Here is a 23,148-nt window from a genome sequence, read left to right as displayed (position 1 = left end):
CGTTACGGACGTCTGCGGTACACGCGGTTTTCGGTTACCACAGCGGCTAGTTCGACATCCCATGGCTGGGGTTCGACGGCGTCGAGCCGCTGGCATTCGAAGGCGAGGCCGATGCGCGTCGGGCTGCGATAGGCTCGATCCCGGACCGGGGCCAGCGTGCGATCGTAGAAGCCGCCGCCGAGACCGATGCGATGGGCGTTGGTATCGAAACCGGCCAGGGGCATGACCAGTACGTCGAGCGCGTTCACGGGGCGGCTCCAGCCGCCGGGTTCGCAGACGCCGAGCTCGGAACGACGCCAGGCTCGCGCCGAGCGTATCGGCACGAACCGCAGGACATCGCCGACCACGCGCGGATAGCAGACCACCGGCGGCGACTGGCCGAGCAGGGGAATCAGGGGGCGAGGGTCGATTTCGCTGGCCAGCGGCCAGTACAGGCCGATCCGGTGCGCGCGCTGCACGGCCGGCAGACGGGCCAGCCGCCGGCAGGCCGCACGCGAGGCGCGTCGACGGTCAACGGCGCTCAATCTCCGGCGGGCGGATAAAGCGGTCTTGCGCTGATCGGCGATTCGGGCCATGGGCAGGCGAGCGAAGAAGAAGAGGGACCGACATTCCCGCACGTGCCGTCAGTCGTCCACTATCCTTGAGACAAGCGCTCAAGTGGGGCGTTCCGCGACGCATTAGGTTTCCCGCAGCAAGGCGGGCATACTCACCTGCGCCGGTTCCCACCCCTGGTTAGGTAATTAGGCTCAAGGGGAACCGGGAGACCGTCGAACACCGCAGGAATGCCGGTAGCCACATGGTACCCCCGGTCCGGGGCCGTGACAAACGCAAGACCGGTCATGCTGTCACCCCGAGGAATCGAGCGCCGACTCAATCCGCAGCTGGAGCTGCGACAGGCGCTCCGTCATCTCCTCGTCGCTATCGGCAAGGCCCGCGTCGCGTCGCTCGACCTGGCGCTGCAGGTCGAGCAGGTCGCGGGCGATGTTGAGTGCGGCCATGATGGCAATCCGCTCCGAGCCCAGGGTCTTGCCCTGACGCTGGATCGCGCTCATGCGCTTGGACACGTGTTCGGCCGAGCGCAGCAGCGCCTCGCGTTCGCCTTCTGGGCAGTTGACCGAGTAGTCGCGCCCGAGGATACGCACCGTCAGCGCGGTCTGTGTCTTGTCGCTACCCATGATGTCCGCCCGTGCCATGTGTCACGCCCCCATCGGGGACTCAGAGGTTGTCGCTCTCCGATTAAACCCGTTATCGCGTGCATTTGCATCCCGTGACGCCGGTAAGGCGACGCAAAGCCCGGCGATGGTCCGTGCTCGCGGTCGACGGTTACACATTACCGGCTTCGGCCTCGAGCGCCCGGATGCGTTCGATCACCCCATTCAAGCGCTCTCGAATCTCGCGATTGCGCTGGGTCTCGGCTTCGTGGGCCGCCTGCAGGGCGTCGTAGTCCGCCTGCAAACGCTGATAGGCGGCCAGCAGGGCATGCACCTGCGCTTCGAAGTCGGCGAGATCGAACTGGCTCATGACAGGCTCCTGCAACGCCTTCAAGTATAACGACGCGACCGAGGCAGACAAAACGACGGCAAATCGGCACGTTCCGGATGATACGCAACAAAAAGCCCGGCCGAAGCCGGGCTTTTCGCGCTCGGCGCCAACGGCGCCGGTTGCGGCAGTCTACTGTATCAACAGGAACAGCGCGCCCTGGCCACGGCGGATATGCAGCAGCAGCTGCTTGGTATCCGGGCCGGCCAGTTTGTGCAGCTGGGAGACGCTGCTGATCTGATGCCGGTTGACCGACGTGATCACGTCGCCCGACTGAAGACCCGCCTGGGCCGCGGGGCTGCCGGGCTGCACGTGGGTGACCACGACGCCCTGCACCTGGCCGGACAGCGGGTTGCTGTCGGTCAATGGGCCGAACTGGGCGCCGGCCAGATGCTTGTTCAGCGAACCGCCGGTAGTGGCGTTACCCGCGCCGGTCAGCGCGGAGGCCTTGGCCAGCGTGGCGTGGACCTGCATCTTCTTGCCGTCGCGCAGCAGATCGATGGTCACCTTGGAGCCCGGCGAACGCAGGCCGATGGCGTTCTGCAGGTCGGAGAAGTTATCGATCTTCTTGCCGTCTACGGCAGTGATCACGTCACGCTGCTTGATGCCCGCCTTGGCGGCCGGGGAATCGGGCATGACCTGAGCGATCACCACGCCCTGATCGACGTTCAAGCCGAAGGCCTTGGCCAGGGCCGGTGTCAGGTTCTGGCCGACCACACCGAGCATGCCGCGCTTGACCTTGCCGTACTTGACCAGCTGGTGGTAAACGGTCTTGACCAGGTTCGACGGAATGGCGAAGCCGATGCCGATGTTGCCGCCCGACTGCGACAGGATCTCGCTGTTGATGCCGACCAGCTGGCCCTTGAGGTTGAGCAACGCGCCGCCCGAGTTGCCGGGGTTGATCGACGCATCGGTCTGAATGAAGTTCTGGTAACGGCTGCCCTGTCCGTCCTCGGGGCTGCCGATGTGGCGGCCGAGGCCGGATACGATGCCGGAGGTCACGGTTTGACGCAGGCCGAAGGGATTACCCACGGCAACCACGAAATCGCCGACCTGGAGCTTGTTGGAGTCGGCGAACTCGAGCTGGGTGAGATTCTTGGCGTCGATCTGGATCACCGCCAGATCGGTGGCCGGGTCGGTGCCGACGATCTTGGCCTTGAACTGCCGATTGTCCTTGAGCCGGACCTCGATCTTCTGCGCATTACGGACCACGTGATTGTTGGTCACGATATAGCCCTTGTCCGCGTTGACGATCACCCCCGAGCCGATGGCGGTCGGGTGTTGCAGCTGCTGTTGTTGCGGCGCATTGAAGAACTTCCGGAAGAACGGGTCGTTGAACAGCGGATTGTTCGGCATCTGCTGCGCCTTGCCGGTCACCACCACGTTGACCACCGCCGGCAACGTCTTGTGGAGCATCGGCGCCAGCGACGGGTCGTTGCCGGACAGCATGCCGCTGGGAATGGACGCCTGAGCGCTCGTGCCCAACAGCGCTAGGAGCAGGAGAAAGAAGGCGCGATAGCGCAGAGATGCGAGTTGTGTCATAGGTCCTTACTCGTCGGTGTCACCAAACGACCGGCGGTGCCGGCTACGTCCCCGGCTCTAGGACCGCCGAGATGCCGGGGAGTTTCATAACCGGCCCAAATCAATGCGCCCGCCGCCCGATTTCGGCGCGAATCAGGCCTTGTTCGTGCAGGGTCTTTGCCAGCACTCGACTGGCCTGGCCGGTCAGGCGGGCGATCAGTCCCTGGGGCGCGTGCACGGCGATCGTGAACACGTCACGCCCGTCGCGGGCGGCGGCGAGCATGACTGCGTCGCTGGTGGCGATTTCGTCGACCAGCCGCTTGTCCAGCGCCTGGCGGGCGTACCAGTGCTCTCCGGTGGCCACCGCGTCGATATCCAGGCCGGGGCGATGTTCGGCCACGAAGGCCTTGAACAGGCCGTGCGTGTCTTCCAGTTCCTGGCGAAACTTTTCGCGGCCGGCTTCGGTGTTTTCGCCGAAAACGGTCAGCGTGCGCTTGTAATCGCCGGCGGTGTGCATCTCGAAATCGACATGCTTGTCCGATAACCAGCGATGAAAATTGGGCAACTGGGCGACGACGCCGATCGAGCCGATGATGGCAAACGGCGCCGCCACGATGCGATCGCCCACGCAGGCCATCATGTAGCCGCCGCTGGCGGCGACGCGGTCGACCGCGACGGTCAGCCGGATGCCGGCATCGCGCAGGCGTGCCAACTGCGAGGCCGCCAGGCCATAGCTGTGGACCATGCCGCCGCCGGATTCGAGCCGCAGCAATACTTCGTCGTCGGCCTCGGCGACCTGGAGCAGGGCGTTGATCGACTCGCGCAGGCCGTCGACTGCCGAGGCCCGGATATCGCCGTCGAAATCGAGCACGAACAGGCGCTGTGGCGGGTGTTTCTTGCCGAGCTTTTCGGCCTTGGTCTTTTGCTTGGCCTCCTTCTTGCGCTGCTTGGCGCGTGCCTTTTTCTCGGCATCGTTGAGCAACGCATCGGAGAGTGTATCGGCCATGTGATCCAGGCGATCGTTGACGCGCTCGACGGACAGGCGACGATTCCGGTCGCGGCGCAGGCTGATCGCGCTGGACGTCAGCACGATCACCACGATGGCGACGGCCGCGACCAGGGTGGCCGCCTTGGCCAGGAACAGGCCGTAGTTCAGACCGAAAGTGGCGAGCCAGTGCATAGCGTGCTCCGGGGTTCGATAACAGGCAGCGAAGTCAGACCCAGCCGGCCAGTTCTTCGCGAATCACGCGCGCGAACATCTCGATATGCTCGTCGCGATCGTTGAGCGCGGGAATATACCGTAACGATTGCCCGCCGGCTTGCTCGAAGTAGCCGCGGTTCTCCTCGCGGATTTCTTCCAGTGTTTCCAGGCAATCGGCCGAGAAGCCGGGGCAGATCACGTCCACGGTGTTGATGTCCGGGTCCGCGCCCCAGGCCTTCATGGTCTCGTCCAGATACGGCTGCAGCCACGGCTCGCGGCCGAAACGCGACTGAAAGCAGACCTTGTACTGATTGCGCGACAGGCCCAGTTCTGCCGCCAGCAACTGCGCGGTGACGCCGCAGTCGCGAGGGTAGGGATCGCCCTGCTTCACGTAGCGCTTGGGGATGCCGTGAAACGAGATCACCAGCCTGTCGCCGCGGCCGTGTTGCGCCCAGTGTTCGCGCACCGAGTTCGCGAGTGCGGCGATATAACCCGGGTCGTCGTGGTAGCGATTGATCTGGCGCAGCGCCGGCGGCTCCGGCCAGTGCTCGAGCACGGCGCCGACCTTGTCGAACGTCGTGGCGACCGTGGTCGCGGAATACTGCGGGTAGGCCGGCAGGATCAGGATCTTCCGGCAGCCGGCGGCATGCAGCTCCTCAAGGCCCGACTCGATCGAGGGGTTGCCGTAGCGCATGCCGAGCGCCACGTGCACCGGCCGCGACAATTGCGCATCCAGGCGGGCCTGGATGCCGGCCACCTGGCGCCGGGCGTACACGATCAGCGGCGAGCCTTCGTCCATCCAGACCGAGCGATAGCCCTCGGCCGATTTCCGGGGCCGGAACGTCAGGATGATGCCGTACAGAATCGGCAGCCAAAGCGCCCGGTTGAGATCGATCACGCGGCGATCGCTGAGAAACTCGCGCAGATAGCGTCGGACCGCGGGCACCGAGGTATCGTCCGGGCTGCCCAGATTGGTGAACAGCACACCGACCGGGGCGGGGGTGTCGCGGCGCATTATCGTTCCTCGCTATCAGTCCGGGATTGGCGATACGTTAGGGTAATCAATTCTGGATGCAAGCGGTGGTGTCAGAGACCGAACACGCCCTGGATCAAAATCCAGACGATGCCGATCGGCGCGATGTAGCGTATGAAAAACAGCCATACCGGCGCCCATCCCGCGGCGATCCGGCCGTGATTGGTTAATTCGTCGATCGCCGCTCCGCGCACCACCCAGCCGACGCAAAGCGCGGTCATCAGGCTGCCGATCGGTAGCGCGAGGCTGCTGGTCAGATAGTCCATCACGCCGAAGATGCTCAGGCCGAAGAGCCGTATGTGGTGCCAGGCGCCGAACGACAGCGATACCGGCACGGCCAGGATCAGACAGAACAGGACACCCAGCAGTGTCGCGTGCGATCGCTTCATGCCGTGTTCGTCGCAGAGGAAACTCACCGCGGGTTCCAGCAGCGAAACCGACGAGGTCAGCGCCGCCAGTATCAGCAAAAAGAAGAAGCCGATGCCAAACAGGTTGCCGGCCGGCATGGCCGCGAACACCGTCGGCAGCACCTTGAAGGTCGTGCCCGGGCCGCCGGCGGCGGGCGTAATGCCGGCCGACATCATCGCCGGAATCACCATCAGGCCGGCCAGCAGCGAAACCAGCGTATTGAGTGCCACCACCGACAGCGCGTCGCGCCCGAGATCCTGCGTATCGGCCATGTAAGAGCCGTAGGTAATCATGCCGCCCACGCCGAGCGAGAGCGTGAAAAACGCCTGGCCGAGGGCTGCGGAGATCAAATGCCCGTTGATCGCCGACCAGTCCGGATGCAGGAAAAAGACGAGCCCGCGCGAAGCACCGGGCAGCGTGAGTGAGCGCAGCATCAGCAGAATCAGGATCACGAACAGCAGCGGCATGAACAGTTTCGCCATGCGCTCGATGCCGCCGGCCACGCCGCCGATCACCACGGCGCCGGTCAATGCCATGAAGATGACCGCATAAATCAACGGCAGGATCGGGCTCGACACCAGATGGCCGAACAAGGCATTGAGTTGACCGGCGCTCGATTGCGTGAGCGTGCCTTCAATGGCGTAGATGAAATAAGCAATGGCCCAGCCCGACACCACGACATAAAACGAAAGAATAACCAGCGCGGTGACCACCCCCAACGCGCCCACCGCCGGCCAGGCGCCGCCGGCCAGACGCCGGAACGCGCCGATCGGGTTGCGCTTGGCCATGCGCCCCAGCACCAGTTCGGCCAGCAGCAGCGAGATGCCGAATATGAATACGCAGGCCAGATAGACCACGAGGAAGGCGCCGCCGCCGTTCGAGGCGGTCATGTAGGGAAACTTCCAGATATTGCCGAGCCCGATCGCCGAGCCGGCAGCCGCCATGATGAAGCCGAAGCGCGAGGCCCAGCCGCCGCGTGCCGGTGCCGCGCTCATGCGCGCACCCCGGCCGCGCGCGGCGGGCGGTGACGAATACGAGGGGTCATAGGGCATCAGGCGCTGGGTGATGCCGGGAAGGCTAAAGACAAAACGGGCATCAGGCCAGCGCCGCCGGCCCGATGCCCGTGCCATGTCCGGGGCGGTGCTACGGTTTTTCCAGAATCGCGGTCACGCCCTGGCCGCCGGCGGCACAAATGGAAATGAGCCCGCGCCCCGAGCCGGCGTCGTCCAGGATCTTGGCCAGGGTGGCCACGATGCGCCCGCCCGTGGCCGCGAACGGATGACCCAGCCCGAGCGAGGAGCCCTTGACGTTGAGCTTCGATAGATCGATCGAGCCCAGCGGCGCGTCGCGACCGAGACGCTCGGTGCAGTATTTCTTCGACTCCCATGCCTTGAGCGTGCACAGCACCTGGGCGGCGAAGGCTTCGTGGATCTCGTAGAAGTCGAAGTCCTGCAGCGTCAGCCCGGCGGCATCGAGCATTTGCGGCACGGCATAGGTTGGCGCCATGAGCAGCCCTTCGCCGCCGTCTACGTAGTCGACTGCGGCGGTGCGCGCATAGGGCGTGAAGTAGGCCAGAATCGGCAGGCCGCGTTCCTGGGCCCATTCCTCGCTGGCCAGCAGCACGCTCGATGCACCATCGGTCAGCGGCGTGGCGTTGCCGGCGGTCAGCGTGCCGCTATCCTTGTCGAAGGACGGTCGTAGCTTGGAGAGCTTCTCCATGCTCGAATCCGGGCGCAGATTGTTGTCGCGCTCCACGCCCAGATACGGGAATACCAGATCGTCGTAGAAGCCATCCACATACGCCTGCGCCGCGTTCTTGTGGCTGGTCAGCGCCAGTTCGTCCTGGGCACGCCGCGAGATCCTCCATTCCTTGGCCATCAACTCGCAGTGCTCGCCCATCGACATGCCGGTGCGCGGTTCGGACACGCCCGGCAGGTTCGGCACCAGATGACGCGGCCGGAGTTTGGCGAACAGCCGGGCGCGTTCGCCGGCGGACTTCGCGCGATTGATGTCGAGCAGAATCCTGCGCAGTTCCTCGTTCACCCCGATCGGAGCGTCCGATGTCGTGTCGGCGCCGCCGGCGATGCCCGAATCGATCTGACCCATGGCGATCTTGTTGGCGAGCAGGATCGTGGTTTCCAGGCTGGTGCCACAGGCCTGCTGCACGTCGAAGGCCGGAGTGTGCGGGTCCAGGTCGGTGCCGAGCACGGCTTCGCGCGTGAGGTTGAAGTCGCTTGCGTGCTTGAGCACTGCGCCGGCCGCGACCTCGCCGATACGTTCACCGGCAAGCCGGTACTTCTCCGACAGTGCCTTGAAGGCCGCCGTCAGCAGGTCCTGGTTCGATTGATGCGAATACGCGGTGTTGGAACGGCAGAAGGGGATCCGGGCGCCGCCGACGACGGCGACGCGACGCATAGTGGACTCGGCCATGGAACCTCCGGGGTCGCCGAGAACGACTCGGCATGACTTGATTTGTATCGAACGATACTGCCTGAGCGGCATTCCAACAAGGCATCGTTTCTCTTTTGCGCCGGGCAGTCGCCGTTAAAAATTTATGTCCGCGCTCTTGAAAGGGGGCCGCGAGGCCGCATCAATGCGGGTGATCAAGATTGCCAATCGGCAGTCTGGGTGGCGGCGATGAGCCGTCGGGCTTTTAATCAACAACCTTCACAGTTTCGAGGAGAAGGGTGGCATGAATATCCGTCCTCTACATGACCGCATCGTAATCAAGCGGATCGAAGAAGAGCAGAAGACGGCCGGGGGCATCGTCATTCCCGATACCGCGGCCGAGAAGCCGCAGCGCGGCGAAGTGATCGCGGTCGGCAATGGCAAGCCGCTGGACAACGGCGAAGTCCGCAAGCCTGAAGTCAAGGTCGGCGACACGGTGATGTTCGGCAAGTTCTCGGGTACCGAGATCAAGGTCGACGGCGACGAAGTCGTCGTGATGCGCGAGGACGACATCCTGGCGGTGCTGGGTTAACAGCCCGTTTGGCGCATCCATTAGTCAACCACCAATCAACGAATCAAGGATAACGAGCAATGGCTGCTAAGGAAGTACGTTTCGGCGAAGACGCACGTCAGCGTCTGGTCCGCGGTGTCAACACCCTGGCCAACGCGGTGAAGGTCACGTTGGGTCCGAAGGGCCGCAACGTGGTGCTCGACAAGAGCTTCGGCGCGCCCACGATTACCAAGGACGGTGTCTCCGTCGCCAAGGAAATCGAACTTGAGGACAAGTTCGAGAACATGGGCGTGCAGATGGTCAAGGAAGTCGCTTCCAAGACCTCCGACGTCGCCGGCGACGGCACCACGACCGCCACGGTTCTGGCCCAGGCCATCGTGCGCGAAGGCGTGAAGGCCGTGTCGGCGGGGATGAACCCCATGGACCTCAAGCGCGGCATCGACAAGGCTGTCGACGCGGCCGTCGCGGAGCTGGCCAAGCTGTCCAAGCCCTGTGACGACGAAAAAGCGATCGCGCAGGTCGGCTCGATCTCGGCCAACTCCGACGAGGAAATTGGCAAGATCATCGCCGACGCGATGAACAAGGTCGGCAAGGAAGGCGTGATCACCGTTGAAGAAGGCTCCAGCCTATTCAACGAACTCGACGTGGTCGAGGGCATGCAGTTTGATCGCGGTTACCTGTCGCCGTACTTCGTCACTGACAACCAGATGATGACGGCCGAGCTGGATAACCCGTATATCCTGCTGTTCGACAAGAAGATCTCCAACATCCGCGACATGCTGCCGCTGCTGGAGAACGTGGCCAAGGCCAATCGCCCGCTGCTGATCGTCTCCGAAGACGTCGAGGGCGAAGCCCTGGCGACGCTGGTGGTCAACAACATGCGTGGCATCGTCAAGGTCGCCGCCGTCAAGGCGCCCGGCTTTGGTGACCGTCGCAAGGCCATGCTCGAAGACATGGCGATCCTGACCGGCGGCCAGGTCATCTCCGAAGACATCGGCATGACCCTGGAAAACGCCACGCTGGATCACCTCGGCGAGGCCAACAAGGTCCAGATCTCGAAGGAAAACACCACCATCATCGATGGCAAGGGTTCCAACGACGATATCGAAGGCCGCATCAAGCAGATCCGCGCGCAGATCGAGGATTCCTCCTCGGACTACGACAAGGAAAAGCTGCAGGAACGTGTGGCCAAGCTCGCCGGCGGCGTGGCGCTGATCAAGGTTGGCGCGGCCACCGAAGTCGAGATGAAAGAGAAGAAGGCGCGTGTCGAAGACGCCCTGCACGCGACCCGTGCGGCCGTCGAAGAAGGCATCGTGCCCGGTGGTGGCGTGGCCCTGCTGCGCACGCTCAAGGCCATCGAAGCCGTCAAGGGCGCCAACGACGACCAGGAAGCCGGTATCCGGCTGCTGCGTCGTGCGGTTGAAGAGCCGCTGCGCCAGATCGTGTTCAACAGCGGCGGCGAGCCGTCGGTCGTGGTCAACGAAGTGCTTTCCCACGAAGGCAACTACGGCTACAACGCGGCCACCGGCGAATACGGCGACATGGTCGAAATGGGTATTCTCGACCCGACCAAGGTCAGCCGTACCGCACTGCAGAACGCGGCCTCCATCGCCAGCCTGTTGCTGACCACCGAGGCCACCGTGGCCGACGTCCCGGAAGAGGACGACAAGGGTGGCGCCGACATGGGCGGCATGGGTGGCATGGGCGGTATGGGCGGCATGATGTAGTCGCCTGTCTCGCCTGATGCGAGCCTTGAAGAGCCCCGCCCCGTGCGGGGCTTTTTTTTGGGCTTGGGGAATAGGCGTTGATCGCGTCCGGCCCGACTGGCGTCGCACGCGGTGCGCCGGCGATGGGCGCCCGAAACCATTCGAGCTATGCCAGGAGCAAGGTGCGCCGCTCGGCCCGGGTGATGCCCTGGTACCCATGGTCGTGAGTCAGCCGGCCCGGCCCATGGTGAGCCGGACTGGAGTTCGACGCGCCGGATGAGACAGAATCGACGGTATGCCCACCACGCCGCTCGAAGGAAAAGTGCCATTGGCTACGCCAGAACACGCCCCGATCGATCCATGCACGGCGAGCGATTTCGTGGCGCGCTGGTATCGCCATTGCCTGGACACATCGCCGGATTGGGTGGTCGCGGGCATGGCCGGCTCGGCCACAACGCTCGAAATCGATGTGGCGCGCTGGGTCCGTGAGTGCGGCGATGTTGACCCCGGCGCCGCGTTGCGCGGGGCCCGCAATGCTTTTCTGGTGGCGATCGCCTGGCGGGATCTGGCCGCAATTGACGGCTTGGACCGCGTGCTCGCGAATCTGTCCGCGCTGGCGGACCAGTGTATCGAATACGCCTTGCATCAGGCCGAGGCCGAAGTCGCCGAGCGTTTCGGCGCGCTGCGCGATCGGCAGGGCGGGGTGGTCCATCTCATCGTGATCGGGATGGGAAAGCTCGGCGGGCGCGAACTCAATTTTTCCTCCGATATCGATCTGATTCTCGCGTTCGATGAGTCGCGCGGCATCGAGATCGATGCCGATCTCGATGCGGCCGGTTACTTCCGGCGCGTGGCCCAGCGCATGGTCAAACTGTTGTCCGAAACGACGGCGGAGGGGTTTGTCTATCGGGTCGACACGCGATTGCGCCCGTTCGGCGACGCCGGCGCGCTGGTCGGCTCGGTCGGGGCCATGGAGCAGTATTACCAGGCGCATGGGCGCGAGTGGGAGCGTTATGCCTGGATCAAGGCGCGACCGGTAGCGGGCGATATCGAAGGCGGGCAGCGGTTGATCGCGACGCTGCGGCCGTTCGTCTATCGGCGCTATCTCGACTACGGCGCGTTCGAGTCGATCCGCGAGATGAAGGCGATGATCGATCGCCAGGTGGCGCGGCGCGACTCGCAGGCAGACGTGAAACTCGGCTACGGCGGCATCCGCGAGATCGAGTTTCTGGCCCAGGTCTTTCAGCTGGTCCGGGGCGGCCAGGAGCCCGAGCTGCAGGACAATCGGCTGCGCCCGACGCTGGCCAGGCTGGCCGAGAGCGGCCATCTGGCGGCCGCAACGGCCGAGCGGCTGGATGCCGGCTATGTGTTCCTCCGGCGGCTGGAAAACCGGCTGCAGATGGTGGACGATCGCCAGACGCACGAATTTCCGGCGGATGCCGGCGAGCGCGATCGACTGGCGCGTGCCATGGCAATGGCCGACGGCGAAACCCTGGCCGCCGAAACCGAACGCGTGCGCCGCGAGGTCCACGCCTTGTTCGAGCAGGTCTTCGCCAGCCCCGATTCCAAGGAAAAAGCCGACGCCAGTGATCGGGAGCATGCTGCGCTCGAAGCGCTCTGGCAGCAGACGCTGTCCGCGGCCGAGGCCGACGATCTGCTCGAACGCTACGGCATCGAGGATACCGCGGCGGTACGCCAGGCGCTCGTGGAGCTCCAGGATCAGCGCCGGTATCGCATTCTCGAGGCGCGCGGGCGGCGCTGGCTCGGCGAGCTGATTCCGGCAGTGATCGCGGCGTCGGCGAACACTGACGACCCCGAGCGTTCGGTGCTGCGGACGTTGTCGGTGATCAGCGAGATCGTCGGGCGCAGCAACTACATCGCCTTGCTGGTGGAATACCCAGCGGCCCTGTCGACGTTGATGCGGTTGTGCGGGGCCAGTGAATGGATCACCCAGCGCATCGCCGAACAGCCTGCGCTGCTCGACTCCTTTCTCGACCCGCGCCAGCTTTACCATCCCCCGCGCCGGTCCGAACTGGAGGCCGAGCTGGCCGACGATCTGGCGGCATTCGATGTGCTGGATCTCGACCAGCGCATGAACGCGCTGCGACGGTTCACCCAGAAGGCCATGCTGCGCATCGCGGCGGCCGATGTCACCAACGCCATGCCGCTGATGATCGTCTCGGATCATCTCACCGCGCTGGCCGAAGTCGTGCTCGAGGTCGCGCTCGGCATGGCCTGGGACCAGATGAGCGATCGCTACGGCGAGCCGCGCCTGGAAGACGGCCGGCGCGCGCCGTTCGCGGTCATCGCCTACGGCAAGCTCGGCGGGCTGGAGCTGGGTTATACCTCGGATCTCGATCTGGTATTCGTCTACGACAGCCCATCGGAAGCGGCGACACAGGGCGGGCGGCGCGAGCTGACGCATCAGGTCTTTTTCACCCGCCTGGCGCAGCGACTGATTCATATCCTGTCTACCGCGACTCCGGCCGGGCGGGCCTACGAGATCGATATGCGGCTGCGGCCCTCGGGCAACGCCGGCCTCATGGTCACGCATATCGAGGCATTCGCCCGTTATCAGCGCGAGCAGGCCTGGACCTGGGAGCATCAGGCGCTGGTCCGGGCGCGGCCGGTGGCCGGTGACGCCGGCCTGGGGGCGCGCTTTGCCGGCCTGCGCCGTGAACTGCTGGCCACTGAACGCGATCCGGCCCGGCTGGCCGCCGAAGTGCGTTCGATGCGGCAACGGATGCGCCGGGTGAAGGACGAGACCACCGACCGGCGTTGGGATGTCAAGCAGATGCCGGGCGGTCTCATCGACATCGAATTCATGGCGCAGTACGCGGCTTTGGCCTACGGCCATGATTGTCCGGAACTGCTCATCTTTACCGACGCCATCCGCATTCTGGAGACCATGGAGTCGGCCCAGCGCGCCCGCTACGCGGACATCCGCACGATGACCCGTGCCTATCGCGATTACCGGCGCGTGGTGCATGCCGCCGCCTTGCAAGGTCAGCGCGCCATGATCGATCGGGACAGCCGGCGCGAAGCGGAGCGTCAGGCGGTGGCCGATCTATGGGCGCACTGGATAGACCGACCGGTCGGCCCGTCGGATGATTCGACCGATCCCCCGGGCGCGCCCGCGTGAGTCGCAGCAGGGGCGAGCCGACCGCATTGCAACCTCGCCAGCGATGTCGACAGGCCCTTGCGCAGCGAATTGATCGCGCCGGCGGGCGATGCGTACGCTATCGCCGTGGCGGTGCAGCGCCCGCGCGCCGGTCGGATCGCGCCGCGCGTCGTGCCGTCGCCCGGTGCCTGCGGGTGGCCGGTTATACTGCCGCGGCCGTGGCCGAGCGCGATTGGGGCCGGCACGCGGACATCGGCGCGGACGTGGCAGGTTTGTTGCAAGGGAGTTCATCGAAATGATCATCGTCACCGGAGCGGCCGGATTCATCGGCAGCAACATCGTTGCCGGGCTCAATGCCCGGGGCATCCGCGACATCCTGGTCGTCGACGATCTGACCGACGGCCACAAATGCCTCAACCTGGCCGATCTCGATTTCTCGGATTATCTGGAATACGACGAACTCGAGCGCCGCATGGCCGCCGACGACATGCCCCGGGGCGTCGATGCCGTGTTTCATCAGGGCGCCTGTTCGGATACGACCGAGTGGGACGGCCGCTACGTCATGGCGCGCAACTTCACTTATTCGAAGACCCTGCACGCTTGGTGCGCCCAGCATCGGGTTCCTTTTTTGTATGCCTCGTCGGCCTCCGTCTATGGCATGGGCCCCGATTTCGTCGAGCGCCGCGCGGCCGAGAGCCCGCTCAACATGTATGCGGTCTCCAAGTTCGCTTTCGACCAGTATGTGCGGGCCCGGGCCAAGACAAGACATTCGCAGGTGGTGGGTCTGCGCTACTTCAATGTCTATGGCCCGCGCGAAGGGCACAAGGGCCGCATGGCGAGCGTGGCCCGGCATTTTTCCAACCAGATCGTCGAAGACGGCGAATGCCGTCTGTTTGCCGGCTCGGATGGCTATGGCGACGGTGAGCAGCGGCGCGACTTCATTCATGTCGATGACGTCGTTGCGGTCAATCTCTGGCTGCTCGATCACCCGCAGGTCTCGGGTATTTTCAACTGCGGCACCGGCCGATCCCAGACCTTCAATGAGGTCGCGGACGCCGTGATCGCCTGGCATGGCCGGGGCGAAAAACGCTATATCCAGTTCCCGCAGTCGTTGCTCGGGCACTATCAGAGCTTCACCGAAGCCGACATGGGGGCGTTGCAGGCCGCCGGCTATCCGAACGCGTTCATGCCGGTGGAGCAGGGCGTGCCGCGCTATCTCGACTGGCTGGCCATGAACCGGACATAGCCGCATGTCGCTCGCCGCCCGCGACTGCCGCAACAAGCGTCCGAGACAGTAATGCACCACAGCCGCTTCAACCCGCGCTTGGCCCATGCTTGCGGTCGCCGGGCCCGGTTGTCGTTATACCCTCGGCTTGGCATGCCCCGTCCGGGCCCCGTTGTCGCGACGGGCCAGGAGATCGCCGGTTGAGTGGCCGGGAGACCATCGATACGGCCAGCGCCAGGCACGGCGGCAGCATTGCGATATGGGATGGTCGGGTTTTCGGCCGACAGCCACCTGACGCCGATTGGTTCGACCCGGAAGCCCTGCGCGCGCGCGATGCACTATTGTCGAGTGCGGCGGGCCGAGGGGAGGCTTATTTTTTTCGCGCCATGAACGAGGCGGTCTGGGTGCTGCGGCATTATCGACGCGGCGGTCTGTTGGCGCGCCTCAATCCGGATCGCTACTTCTGGACCGGGGATATGCAAACGCGCCCGGTGCGGGAGTTTCGGCTATTGGCGGCGTTGTACGAGCGAGGCTTGCCGGTTCCGAAGCCGGTGGCGGCACGCGCTGTGTACCGGGCCGGTCTGGGCTACGGTGCGGACTTGATCACATGGGCCCTGCCGAACACCGAGCCGCTGGCCGACCGGCTTGGGCGCATGCCCATGTCGGCGGCGGGTTGGCGCATCCTGGGCGGCGAGATCGCCGCGCTGCATCGTGCCGGGGTGTGGCATGCGGACCTGAACGCGCGCAATATTCTGACGGTCGATAACGACCGGTTTTATCTGATCGATTTCGACCGCGCGCGCTTTCGCGGGGACGGCAGCTGGCGCCAGGCCAATCTGGCACGCCTGCGCCGTTCTCTCGACAAATTCGCCGCTCGCGGGACGCACTTTCATTTCGGCGATGCGGATTGGCAGGCGTTGCGGACGGGCTATCGCGTGGCCTTCGGCGGCTTGTAGGGGTCGTAATCGTCGCGCTTGAAGCGCTGGTGTAACCAGAAATACTGCGCCGGATCCTCATTGACGACCGATTCGATAATCGCATTGATCCGGCGCGCATCGGCGGCTTCGTCCGGACCCGGAAAATCCGTCAGCGGCGGTTTGATGATCAGCCGATAACCCGCGCCGTCGGCGCGCCGCAGGGTGAAAAACGGAACGACGGTCGCCCGGGTCATTCCCGCCATGCGGCTGACCGCCACATGGGTACGGGCCGGCTGGCCAAAGAAATCCACCACCGCGCTGAGCCGTTGGCCGGCTTTCTGGTCGCCGGCGTACCAGACGGCGTCGCCGCGGCGTAGCGCCGCAAGCAGGGCCACCACATCGTTGGCCGCGATGCCGGCGCCGCCTATATGGGCCTCGCGTCGCTGGCGCATCACGCGTTCGACCACGGGATCCCGCGGCGGCTTGTACATGGCCGTGGTCCGGAAACCCAGATCGGCCAGATACGGCTGCGCCATGCGCACCCCGAGTTCCAGCGATGTCGTATGCGCCGACAGCAGAATAATGCCGCGGCCGCGGGTGGCGGCATCCTCCAAATGATGCAGGCCTTCGACATGGGCCAGACCATCGACCTTGGCCTGGCTGCCCCACCAGCAGATTCCGGTCTCGAGCGCGCCCTGGCCGACCGAGCGGAAATGCGCGTCGAGCAGCTCGTGGCGCTCGGTATCCGACAAGTCCGGATAGCATAGCCTGAGGTTGATGTCGGCCACGCGCCGACGCCCAGGCACGATGAGCGCGGCGAGCCGCCCGAGTCCGGCGCCGAGCCGCATCTGGGTCCGGTAAGGGAGCTGGCTGAGCAGCCACCCGAGGCCCATCAGGAGCCAGCTCGGCCAGAAACGCGGGGCGATCAGACGCGGCTCGTCTTCGTGTTGGAGGTTGGAAACTGCCATTCAGCCTACGCGGGCCGGCGTGCGCTGCCGGCTGCCATTGTCGGGTCGCATCGGCGCGGCGCGCTACACAGCCTGCAACCGGCTTTGTATCATGCTCGAAACAGGCCCGCGAATAAACCCCGGATGGATCGGATCCCGTCGTTTACCGACAGCCGCGTTCTGGTTGTCGGCGATATCATGCTCGACCGCTACTGGTACGGCGATACGGGGCGTATTTCGCCCGAAGCGCCCGTACCGGTCGTGCGTATCGGCGACGAGGAGCGTCGTCTGGGCGGCGCCGCCAACGTCGCGCTCAACCTGGCGCGGGTCGGGGCACGGACGCATCTGATCGGCGTCGTCGGTGAAGACGAGCCGGGCGCGGCCACGCGCGGCCTGCTGAGCGAGGCCGGGATCGTGGATAGCCTGGTCGACAGCCCGGGTCATCCGACCATCGCCAAGCTGCGCATCGTCAGCCGCAATCAGCAGCTCATCCGGCTGGACTTCGAGCGCTCGTTCGCGCTCGACGGTGCTTTCGACCGCGCGGCTTTGCTGGCCCGGGTCCGCGCCGCGCTGGCGGGCACGGACGTACTGATCTGTTCCGATTACGGCAAGGGGACGCTGGCTGATGTGGCCGAGATCATCCGTCTGGCCCGGGACGCGGGCGTGCCGGTGCTGGTCGACCCGAAGGGGCGCGACTGGCAGCGCTATGCCGGCGCCAATCTCATCACGCCGAACGCGGCCGAGTTCGAGGCCCATGTCGGCCGGGGCGCGCGCGAGATGGGCATGGATACCGAACGCTGGCTTACGACGCAGGCTGCGGATACACGCCGCACACTGGATCTCGAGGCGTTGTTGATCACGCGCAGCGAAAAGGGCATGAACCTGTTCGCCGCCGATGGCGATCTGCATCTGCCCGCGCGCGCCCGCGAGGTGTTCGACGTCACCGGCGCGGGGGATACGGTGATCGCCATGGTGGCGGCCGGTCTCGGCGCGGGCCTGAGTCTGTCGGAGGCGGCCGCGGTGGCCAACCTGGCCGCAGGCATCGTGGTGGGCAAGCTGGGCACGGCGACGGTCAGTCCAGCGGAACTGCGTCAGGCCGCACGCGCGCAACGCACCCGCGACCGCGGCGTGATTGACGAGGACACGCTGGCCGAGTGGTTCGTGCAGGCGCATGCGCGCGGCGAGCGGATCGTGATGACCAACGGCTGTTTCGATCTCCTGCATCCCGGGCATATCGCTTATCTGGAGGCGGCGCGGGCGCTCGGTGACTGGTTGGTTGTCGCAGTCAATGACGACGCGTCGGTCGCGCGCCTGAAGGGGGCGGGCCGGCCGCTCAATGATCTGTCGCACCGGATGCAGGTCCTGCGCGGGCTGGCGGCCGTCGACTGGGTGGTGCCCTTCGCCGAGGACACGCCGGAGCGGCTCATCTGCCGCCTGCTGCCGGATGTGCTGGTCAAGGGGGGCGATTATGAGGTCTCCGGGATTGCGGGTGGCGCCTGTGTTCTCGAAGCGGGCGGCGAGGTGCGTACGCTCGAGTTCGTGCCCGGCTTTTCGACCACGGCGATCGTGGATCGGCTACGCTCTGGCGACGATAGTTGACGGCGTCGTGCCGCCCCGCCGGTCGCGCCTTGCCATGCTGACGCCGAGTGAGGCCGGTGGGCGCCGCTGCGGCTGCGATCGAGGCCCGTGGCGAGGCGCGACGTGATCTGGCGCTGGCTCTATTCCGGTTTGACCTGGCTCGTCCTTCCCGTGGCATTCGGCTATTTCGCCTGGCGCGGTCGCCGCGAGCCGGCCTATCGCGACCATTGGTGCGAACGGCTCGGTTTCGTGGACTCGGTCGACGGCCTGGCTTTGTGGGTGCATGCCGCTTCCGTGGGGGAAGTAATCCTGGTCACCCCGCTGATCGAAGCACTCATCGAATGCTATCCCGATCATCGTATTGTGTTGACCACGTTTACACCGACCGGGCGGGCAGAGGCTGTGCGGCGCCTCGGCGAGCGTGTCGCGCTTTGCTATCTGCCGCTCGACACGCCCGGCGCCACGCGCCGGTTCCTGCGTCGCATCGGCCCCGCGGTGGGGATTCTGGCCGAGACCGAGCTCTGGCCCAATCTCGTGGCGACCGCCGGGCGTGTTGAGGTGCCGCTCGTTCTGGTCAATGCGAGCCTGTCGGCACGCTCGGCGCGGCGGTATCAGCGTTGGCCCGTATCGCGGGCCGCGGCCTTCATGCTGACGCGTTTTGCCCGGATCGCCGCTGCCGACAGCGTTCATGCCGAGCGATTCATTGCAGCGGGCGCGCCCGCGCGCGTCGTCGAGGTGACGGGCAACCTGAAATACGATCGTCGACAATGCCCGCATGCCGAAGCCGAGGCGCGTGAACTGCGGCAGACATGGCAGGCCGCGTCGCGGTCTGTCTGGCTGGCGGCCAGCACCCATGACACCGAAGAAGCGCAGTTACTCGAAACCTTCGCTTTGCTCAGGGCGCGACACCCGAACGTCCTCGCGGTGATGGCGCCGCGCCATCCGCAACGTTTCGAAGAAGTGGCGGGCCTGCTGGCGCGTGCCGGATGGCAGTATGCGCGCCACAGCCGCCGCGACCCCGTCGATGATCGAACGGATATCGTGCTGGTCGACACCATCGGCGAACTGGAAATGCTCTACACACTGGCGGATGTGGCGTTCGTCGGTGGCAGCCTGGCGCCCGGTGTCGGCGGTCATAACGTGATCGAGCCCGCAGCCGTGGGCTGTGTATTCACAACCGGCCCCCATGTGGCTGAGTGGCGCGATGCGATGGCGCCGATGATCGAAGCGGGCGGCGCCGCGATCGCGCGGGACTTTCGCGACGTGGCCGAGATCACGGCAGGTTGGCTGGAGAACCCCGACACGCGCCAAGCCGCGCGGCAACGCCTCGCGGCGACCGTGGCCATACACCGCGGCGCGCTCGGCCGGACGCTGCGGATTGTCCACGAGTTGATGGCGGAGGCACGCTGAAACCTTAGCGAGACCATTCCGGCGGCGCGGGTATGGGCGTGGGCGCTTTTTGCGTGGTTTCTGTCGGAAGATTTGACAGCCGACCAGATGCAGGCCAATGAGTTGGGCGGCAAAACGCCATCAAATCAATGGTTTCTTGCGGCGCCGGCTTCAGCGCAAAGCGCGGCTCGCCGTATGCACCAGTTTTTATGGCTGAATCGTCGAAAAATCTGTCAAAAATTTGCGCGCGCCACGTAGATTTTTCATAAGCCCTTCAATTATAAAATAAAAAATAATTGGCACGACGCCTGCATTGCGGTAGGTAGCAGAGCCCGAAATTTTTCGGCAGGCCTGTCAATACCAGGGGAATAATCATGAAAAAGCGATTTTACGGTACAGCTGGCGCGATAGCTGCCTTGGCGTTCGCCGGGTCGGCCTTTGCCACTCAGATCGATGTCAACACGGCCGCGGACGGACCGCACGGTAATCACGAACCCACACTCTACCAAGTGGCCCATACGGCGGGCTTTACGAATGTCACCGCCGCTTCGCCTCAGTCGAACGATGCGTACTGGACGTTCGGCGCGACCAATTCATCGAGCAGCTTGCTCGTGGCGACCTGGACTTCGAATTTTAACCAGGCAACGTTCGGTGTTTATGATCCCAATGACTCGACCAATCGTTTGAGTCTCCTCGGCGCCGGTTCCCAACTCGGCGCGAATACGAATGAGACTACGGGTTATCTCAAGTACAGTTCGTCGACTGGTCTCATGTCCTCCTACTACACCGACTCCGCCTCGGTCCAGCATAATCTTCACACCGCGGACTTCGGCGGGGATGTCTTCGGTTACTTTCTCACCATCGGCGGCAACACCTATTACTCCGATACTACGCTCAACAGCGGCGCTGATCGGATGGTTGGTTACCAGGGTTCGTCCGGTACCAAAGGTCTCATGAACGAGTACCTGTTCGGTTGGGAAGACGGCACCGATCGCGATTATCAGGACTATGTCGCGACCGTCGAATCGATCCGGCCGGTTCCCGAGCCGTCATCGATCGCCATGTTCGGCGTCGGACTGCTCATGATCGGCTTCGCCGCTCGCCGGATTCAGAAGCGCGACGTCTGAATGTCCTCGCAGTGAGGGCGGCTCCGGCCTGGCCGGCGCCATTGTAATCCCGCACAACGGCCCGCTTCGGCGGGCCGTTTTTTTTTAAAGCTCGTTCGATGCGGTTCACACAAGACAGGGCCGCCATGGTTGGACGATCTGTCGTCAGGGCCTGCGATCCCACCCACGGCTGCATGCGAAGTCGGCTCAGGCGACGTGACTCGCACGGATCGTTCCCCCTTTCTCCGTCAGGCGTTGACCGGCGGCGCCATGCGAACTTGGCTCGAAACCCGTATCGTGCTGCGCGCAATGAGGTTGCTGTATCGGCTTTGTCCCTTGAACGACTAAGGTCGAAGTTGGGCGGGCTCAGAAGCCAAAAGCCGCAGCCTGACGCGTTTGCGCGAACCGCGACAACCCCGGTACCGGACCGTCGACCCATTTTCGCGCTGGTCATTCGCGCAATTACCGGTAGAGTTGGTCGGCTAATACCAGATTGGAATACGGGGGCATCATGGCAACTGGTGTATGGGTCAGCTTGATCCTTTATTTTCTCTTGATGCTGGGCATAGGGTTCTATGCTTGGCGGAAAGCGACGGATTCATCCGAAGGGTACATGCTCGGCGGGCGAAGCCTCAGTCCGGCGGTGGCCGCACTGTCCGCCGGCGCGTCGGACATGAGTGGATGGCTGCTTCTGGGGCTGCCCGGCGCGCTCTATGTGGCGGGCCTCGTCCAGGCATGGATCGGCATCGGCCTGTTCGTCGGCGCGTTCGTGAACTGGATCGTGGTGGCGCCGCGCCTGCGTGAGCAGACCGAGCGCTACGATAATAGCCTGACTATCCCGGAGTTTTTGGCGAATCGCTTTCCAAGCAAAGCGATGGCGCTGCGCACCGTGTCGGCGATCATCATCGTCGTGTTTTTCGCGGTGTACACGGCCTCGGGGTTGGTCGCAGGTGGCAAGCTGTTCACCAGTGCATTCGGCGGGCTTATCCATATCGGCTCGCTCAGCGAATACGACGTCGGCGTCTGGCTGACCTTGATCATCGTGCTGACTTATACCGTGGTCGGTGGCTTTCTTGCCGTGAGTCTTACCGACTTCGTCCAGGGCTGCATCATGATGGTGGCTCTGGTGTTGATGCCTATCGTCGTGCTGTTCGGCAGTGGCGGTGGCGGCTACACCCAGGCGTCGCAAACGCTGGCAGGGGCCGGGCCGAATTTCCTTTCCTGGACGCACGGGCTGACGATCATCGGGTTCTTCTCGGCGGTGACGTGGGGGTTGGGCTATTTCGGTCAGCCGCACATCATTGTGCGTTTCATGGCAGTCCGTTCTGTGGCCGAAGTGCCCAAGGCGCGCAACATCGGCATGACCTGGATGTTCATCTCGCTGGCCGGTGCCATCAGCCTGGGTGTGTTCGGTCGCGCTTACGCGATGCGCAATGGGTTAACCGTGAACGACCCGGAGACCATCTTCATCATCCTGTCACGCCTGCTGTTCAATCCGCTTATCACGGGTTTCCTGTATGCAGCGCTGCTGGCGGCGATCATGAGCACGATCTCCAGCCAGTTGCTGGTGTCGTCCTCTTCGCTTACCGAGGACTTCTATCGGCTGTTTCTGCGCAAGGAGGCCAGCGAGCGCGAAAGCGTTCTCATCGGGCGGCTCAGCGTGCTGCTGGTAGGTGTCGTCGCGGCATTTATTGCGCGCAACCCGAATTCGCAGGTCCTCGGGCTCGTCAGTCATGCCTGGGCGGGCTTCGGGGCCGCATTCGGACCGTTGATGATTCTCTCGCTAACGTGGCGACGAATGTCGGGTAGTGGCGCAGTCGCGGGCCTGGTGGCCGGTGCGGTGACTGTGATCTTCTGGATATCCGTCGGCTGGGACGGCAGCTTCCTTGGCGGACCGGGAGTCTATGAAATCATCCCGGGCTTCATCGTGGCGTGGATCGCGATCGTCGTGGTCAGTCTGATGACCGAGACGCACGGCGAATATCGCGCGCTCGAGGCGAGCTGATTCCAGAGGGGAATTCGATCGGCCAGGGCCGCCAGAGGTCCTGGCCGATCCAAGCAAAGATGCCCGCATCGTTCGTGCGTGGCGGTAGCGCGAGCCGATTTCCAGGTGCCCAGGGCACGGAGCCTGCCACGCCGGCAATTGTCGCGGCCGTAATTCGGCGTGTTCTTGTGCTCTTTCAGCGCCCGCCCAGCCCCGTAACCTAACATCGCGCGCCGCTATCGACTGTCTGACGACCGCGTAATCCTCAATCTTCGTGGTTCCAGGGTCCAAGGTCGTGCCGCAGCCGGCACGCCGAGCCGCCGCAGGCGTGGGTTAACCAATTGGCCAGACGGAGCACGATAACGGCTTGTCATGTCTTGCAAACCGGGCGGGGCCGGAGCGGCGGGATTGGTGGCTGCCCTTGGAGGGTCGCCCGGAAAACCGTAGCGCTGGACGGGGCACACCCCGTTCTCGACGTGTTTTCATAAAATCGTAATAGTGGACTTGGGCATTC

The 23,148-nt window shown here is 64.5% G+C and carries 18 protein-coding genes and 1 other RNA gene; 9 read left to right on the top strand and 10 right to left on the bottom strand.

The annotated features are described in order from the left end of the window. Positions 1–2: 2 nt before the first annotated feature. The 9 genes from SALB1_RS00625 to SALB1_RS00585 form a co-directional block, all read right to left on the bottom strand. On the bottom strand, positions 3–575 hold the full coding sequence (locus SALB1_RS00625; RefSeq protein ID WP_109992092.1) for a 5-formyltetrahydrofolate cyclo-ligase: 573 nt from the start codon (positions 573–575) through the stop codon (positions 3–5). A gap of 29 nt (positions 576–604) precedes the next feature. Next, positions 605–786: non-coding RNA, 6S RNA (gene ssrS / locus SALB1_RS00620), on the bottom strand. A gap of 59 nt (positions 787–845) precedes the next feature. Beyond that, a complete protein-coding gene (locus SALB1_RS00615) occupies positions 846–1,193 on the bottom strand; it encodes a cell division protein ZapA (RefSeq protein WP_255414461.1) in 348 nt (115 codons plus the stop codon). Between the two features lie 130 nt (positions 1,194–1,323). Further along, a complete protein-coding gene (locus tag SALB1_RS00610) occupies positions 1,324–1,521 on the bottom strand; it encodes a hypothetical protein (protein WP_109992091.1) in 198 nt (65 codons plus the stop codon). Positions 1,522–1,671: 150 nt separating this feature from the next. Further along, positions 1,672–3,081 carry a DegQ family serine endoprotease gene (locus SALB1_RS00605; RefSeq protein ID WP_109992090.1) on the bottom strand — a complete coding sequence of 470 codons (1,410 nt, stop codon included), beginning with the start codon at positions 3,079–3,081 and terminating at the stop codon, positions 1,672–1,674. A gap of 100 nt (positions 3,082–3,181) precedes the next feature. Further along, a complete protein-coding gene (sohB, locus tag SALB1_RS00600) occupies positions 3,182–4,240 on the bottom strand; it encodes a protease SohB (protein ID WP_109992089.1) in 1,059 nt (352 codons plus the stop codon). A 34-nt stretch (positions 4,241–4,274) separates the two neighbouring features. After that, positions 4,275–5,276: a ferrochelatase gene (gene hemH, locus SALB1_RS00595; protein ID WP_109992088.1), complete on the bottom strand. Its 1,002-nt coding sequence runs from the start codon at positions 5,274–5,276 to the stop codon at positions 4,275–4,277. Positions 5,277–5,347: 71 nt separating this feature from the next. Further along, positions 5,348–6,697 (bottom strand): sodium-dependent transporter, encoded by a 1,350-nt coding sequence (locus SALB1_RS00590; protein ID WP_109992087.1) that lies wholly within the window; start codon positions 6,695–6,697, stop codon positions 5,348–5,350. A gap of 148 nt (positions 6,698–6,845) precedes the next feature. Continuing rightward, complete coding sequence (locus SALB1_RS00585) at positions 6,846–8,132, bottom strand: acetyl-CoA C-acetyltransferase (RefSeq protein WP_109992086.1); 1,287 nt, start codon at positions 8,130–8,132, stop codon at positions 6,846–6,848. A 262-nt stretch (positions 8,133–8,394) separates the two neighbouring features. Between SALB1_RS00585 and groES the strand changes: the two genes are divergently transcribed. The 5 genes from groES (at position 8,395) to SALB1_RS00560 (ending at position 15,669) form a co-directional block, all read left to right on the top strand. Next, positions 8,395–8,682 carry a co-chaperone GroES gene (gene groES, locus SALB1_RS00580; RefSeq protein WP_109992085.1) on the top strand — a complete coding sequence of 96 codons (288 nt, stop codon included), beginning with the start codon at positions 8,395–8,397 and terminating at the stop codon, positions 8,680–8,682. Positions 8,683–8,741: 59 nt separating this feature from the next. Next, positions 8,742–10,388: a chaperonin GroEL gene (groL, locus tag SALB1_RS00575; protein WP_109992084.1), complete on the top strand. Its 1,647-nt coding sequence runs from the start codon at positions 8,742–8,744 to the stop codon at positions 10,386–10,388. A gap of 307 nt (positions 10,389–10,695) precedes the next feature. Next, the gene (gene glnE / locus SALB1_RS00570; RefSeq protein ID WP_158590559.1) at positions 10,696–13,509 is read left to right on the top strand and encodes a bifunctional [glutamate--ammonia ligase]-adenylyl-L-tyrosine phosphorylase/[glutamate--ammonia-ligase] adenylyltransferase; all 2,814 of its coding nucleotides are present in this window, start codon (positions 10,696–10,698) and stop codon (positions 13,507–13,509) included. Positions 13,510–13,783: 274 nt separating this feature from the next. Next, complete coding sequence (gene rfaD / locus SALB1_RS00565; protein WP_109992082.1) at positions 13,784–14,734, top strand: ADP-glyceromanno-heptose 6-epimerase; 951 nt, start codon at positions 13,784–13,786, stop codon at positions 14,732–14,734. Between the two features lie 179 nt (positions 14,735–14,913). After that, complete coding sequence (locus SALB1_RS00560) at positions 14,914–15,669, top strand: 3-deoxy-D-manno-octulosonic acid kinase (RefSeq protein WP_158590558.1); 756 nt, start codon at positions 14,914–14,916, stop codon at positions 15,667–15,669. Here the strand turns inward: SALB1_RS00560 and SALB1_RS00555 are convergent. Further along, positions 15,642–16,598, bottom strand: a complete 957-nt coding sequence (locus SALB1_RS00555) for a lysophospholipid acyltransferase family protein (RefSeq protein WP_109992080.1) — start codon at positions 16,596–16,598, stop codon at positions 15,642–15,644. The two genes, SALB1_RS00560 and SALB1_RS00555, sit on opposite strands and share 28 nt — an antisense overlap. Positions 16,599–16,721: 123 nt before the next feature. Between SALB1_RS00555 and hldE the strand changes: the two genes are divergently transcribed. The 4 genes from hldE (at position 16,722) to putP (ending at position 22,655) form a co-directional block, all read left to right on the top strand. Beyond that, positions 16,722–18,176, top strand: a complete 1,455-nt coding sequence (gene hldE, locus SALB1_RS00550; protein ID WP_109992079.1) for a bifunctional D-glycero-beta-D-manno-heptose-7-phosphate kinase/D-glycero-beta-D-manno-heptose 1-phosphate adenylyltransferase HldE — start codon at positions 16,722–16,724, stop codon at positions 18,174–18,176. 87 nt (positions 18,177–18,263) lie between these two features. After that, entirely contained in the window at positions 18,264–19,565 is a 1,302-nt protein-coding gene (locus tag SALB1_RS00545; RefSeq protein WP_158590557.1) for a 3-deoxy-D-manno-octulosonic acid transferase, read from the top strand. Between the two features lie 353 nt (positions 19,566–19,918). Next, positions 19,919–20,671 carry a PEP-CTERM sorting domain-containing protein gene (locus SALB1_RS00540; protein WP_109992077.1) on the top strand — a complete coding sequence of 251 codons (753 nt, stop codon included), beginning with the start codon at positions 19,919–19,921 and terminating at the stop codon, positions 20,669–20,671. Positions 20,672–21,161: 490 nt separating this feature from the next. After that, on the top strand, positions 21,162–22,655 hold the full coding sequence (gene putP, locus SALB1_RS00535) for a sodium/proline symporter PutP (protein WP_109995200.1): 1,494 nt from the start codon (positions 21,162–21,164) through the stop codon (positions 22,653–22,655). Positions 22,656–23,148: the final 493 nt, after the last annotated feature.

This window comes from Salinisphaera sp. LB1, from assembly GCF_003177035.1.
Lineage (GTDB): Bacteria > Pseudomonadota > Gammaproteobacteria > Nevskiales > Salinisphaeraceae > Salinisphaera.
This window is presented reverse-complemented; position numbering and strand designations above follow the sequence as displayed.

Coding starts and splice junctions, on each gene's coding strand:
- groES (WP_109992085.1), top strand. CDS start 8,395: ATGAATATCCGTCCTCTACATGACCGCATCGTAATCAAGCGGATCGAA.
- rfaD (WP_109992082.1), top strand. CDS start 13,784: ATGATCATCGTCACCGGAGCGGCCGGATTCATCGGCAGCAACATCGTT.
- hldE (WP_109992079.1), top strand. CDS start 16,722: ATGGATCGGATCCCGTCGTTTACCGACAGCCGCGTTCTGGTTGTCGGC.
- SALB1_RS00590 (WP_109992087.1), bottom strand. CDS start 6,697: ATGAGCGCGGCACCGGCACGCGGCGGCTGGGCCTCGCGCTTCGGCTTC.
- hemH (WP_109992088.1), bottom strand. CDS start 5,276: ATGCGCCGCGACACCCCCGCCCCGGTCGGTGTGCTGTTCACCAATCTG.
- putP (WP_109995200.1), top strand. CDS start 21,162: ATGGCAACTGGTGTATGGGTCAGCTTGATCCTTTATTTTCTCTTGATG.
- SALB1_RS00605 (WP_109992090.1), bottom strand. CDS start 3,081: ATGACACAACTCGCATCTCTGCGCTATCGCGCCTTCTTTCTCCTGCTC.
- SALB1_RS00625 (WP_109992092.1), bottom strand. CDS start 575: ATGGCCCGAATCGCCGATCAGCGCAAGACCGCTTTATCCGCCCGCCGG.
- SALB1_RS00555 (WP_109992080.1), bottom strand. CDS start 16,598: ATGGCAGTTTCCAACCTCCAACACGAAGACGAGCCGCGTCTGATCGCC.
- SALB1_RS00585 (WP_109992086.1), bottom strand. CDS start 8,132: ATGGCCGAGTCCACTATGCGTCGCGTCGCCGTCGTCGGCGGCGCCCGG.
- SALB1_RS00610 (WP_109992091.1), bottom strand. CDS start 1,521: ATGAGCCAGTTCGATCTCGCCGACTTCGAAGCGCAGGTGCATGCCCTG.
- SALB1_RS00615 (WP_255414461.1), bottom strand. CDS start 1,193: ATGGCACGGGCGGACATCATGGGTAGCGACAAGACACAGACCGCGCTG.
- SALB1_RS00540 (WP_109992077.1), top strand. CDS start 19,919: ATGAAAAAGCGATTTTACGGTACAGCTGGCGCGATAGCTGCCTTGGCG.
- sohB (WP_109992089.1), bottom strand. CDS start 4,240: ATGCACTGGCTCGCCACTTTCGGTCTGAACTACGGCCTGTTCCTGGCC.
- groL (WP_109992084.1), top strand. CDS start 8,742: ATGGCTGCTAAGGAAGTACGTTTCGGCGAAGACGCACGTCAGCGTCTG.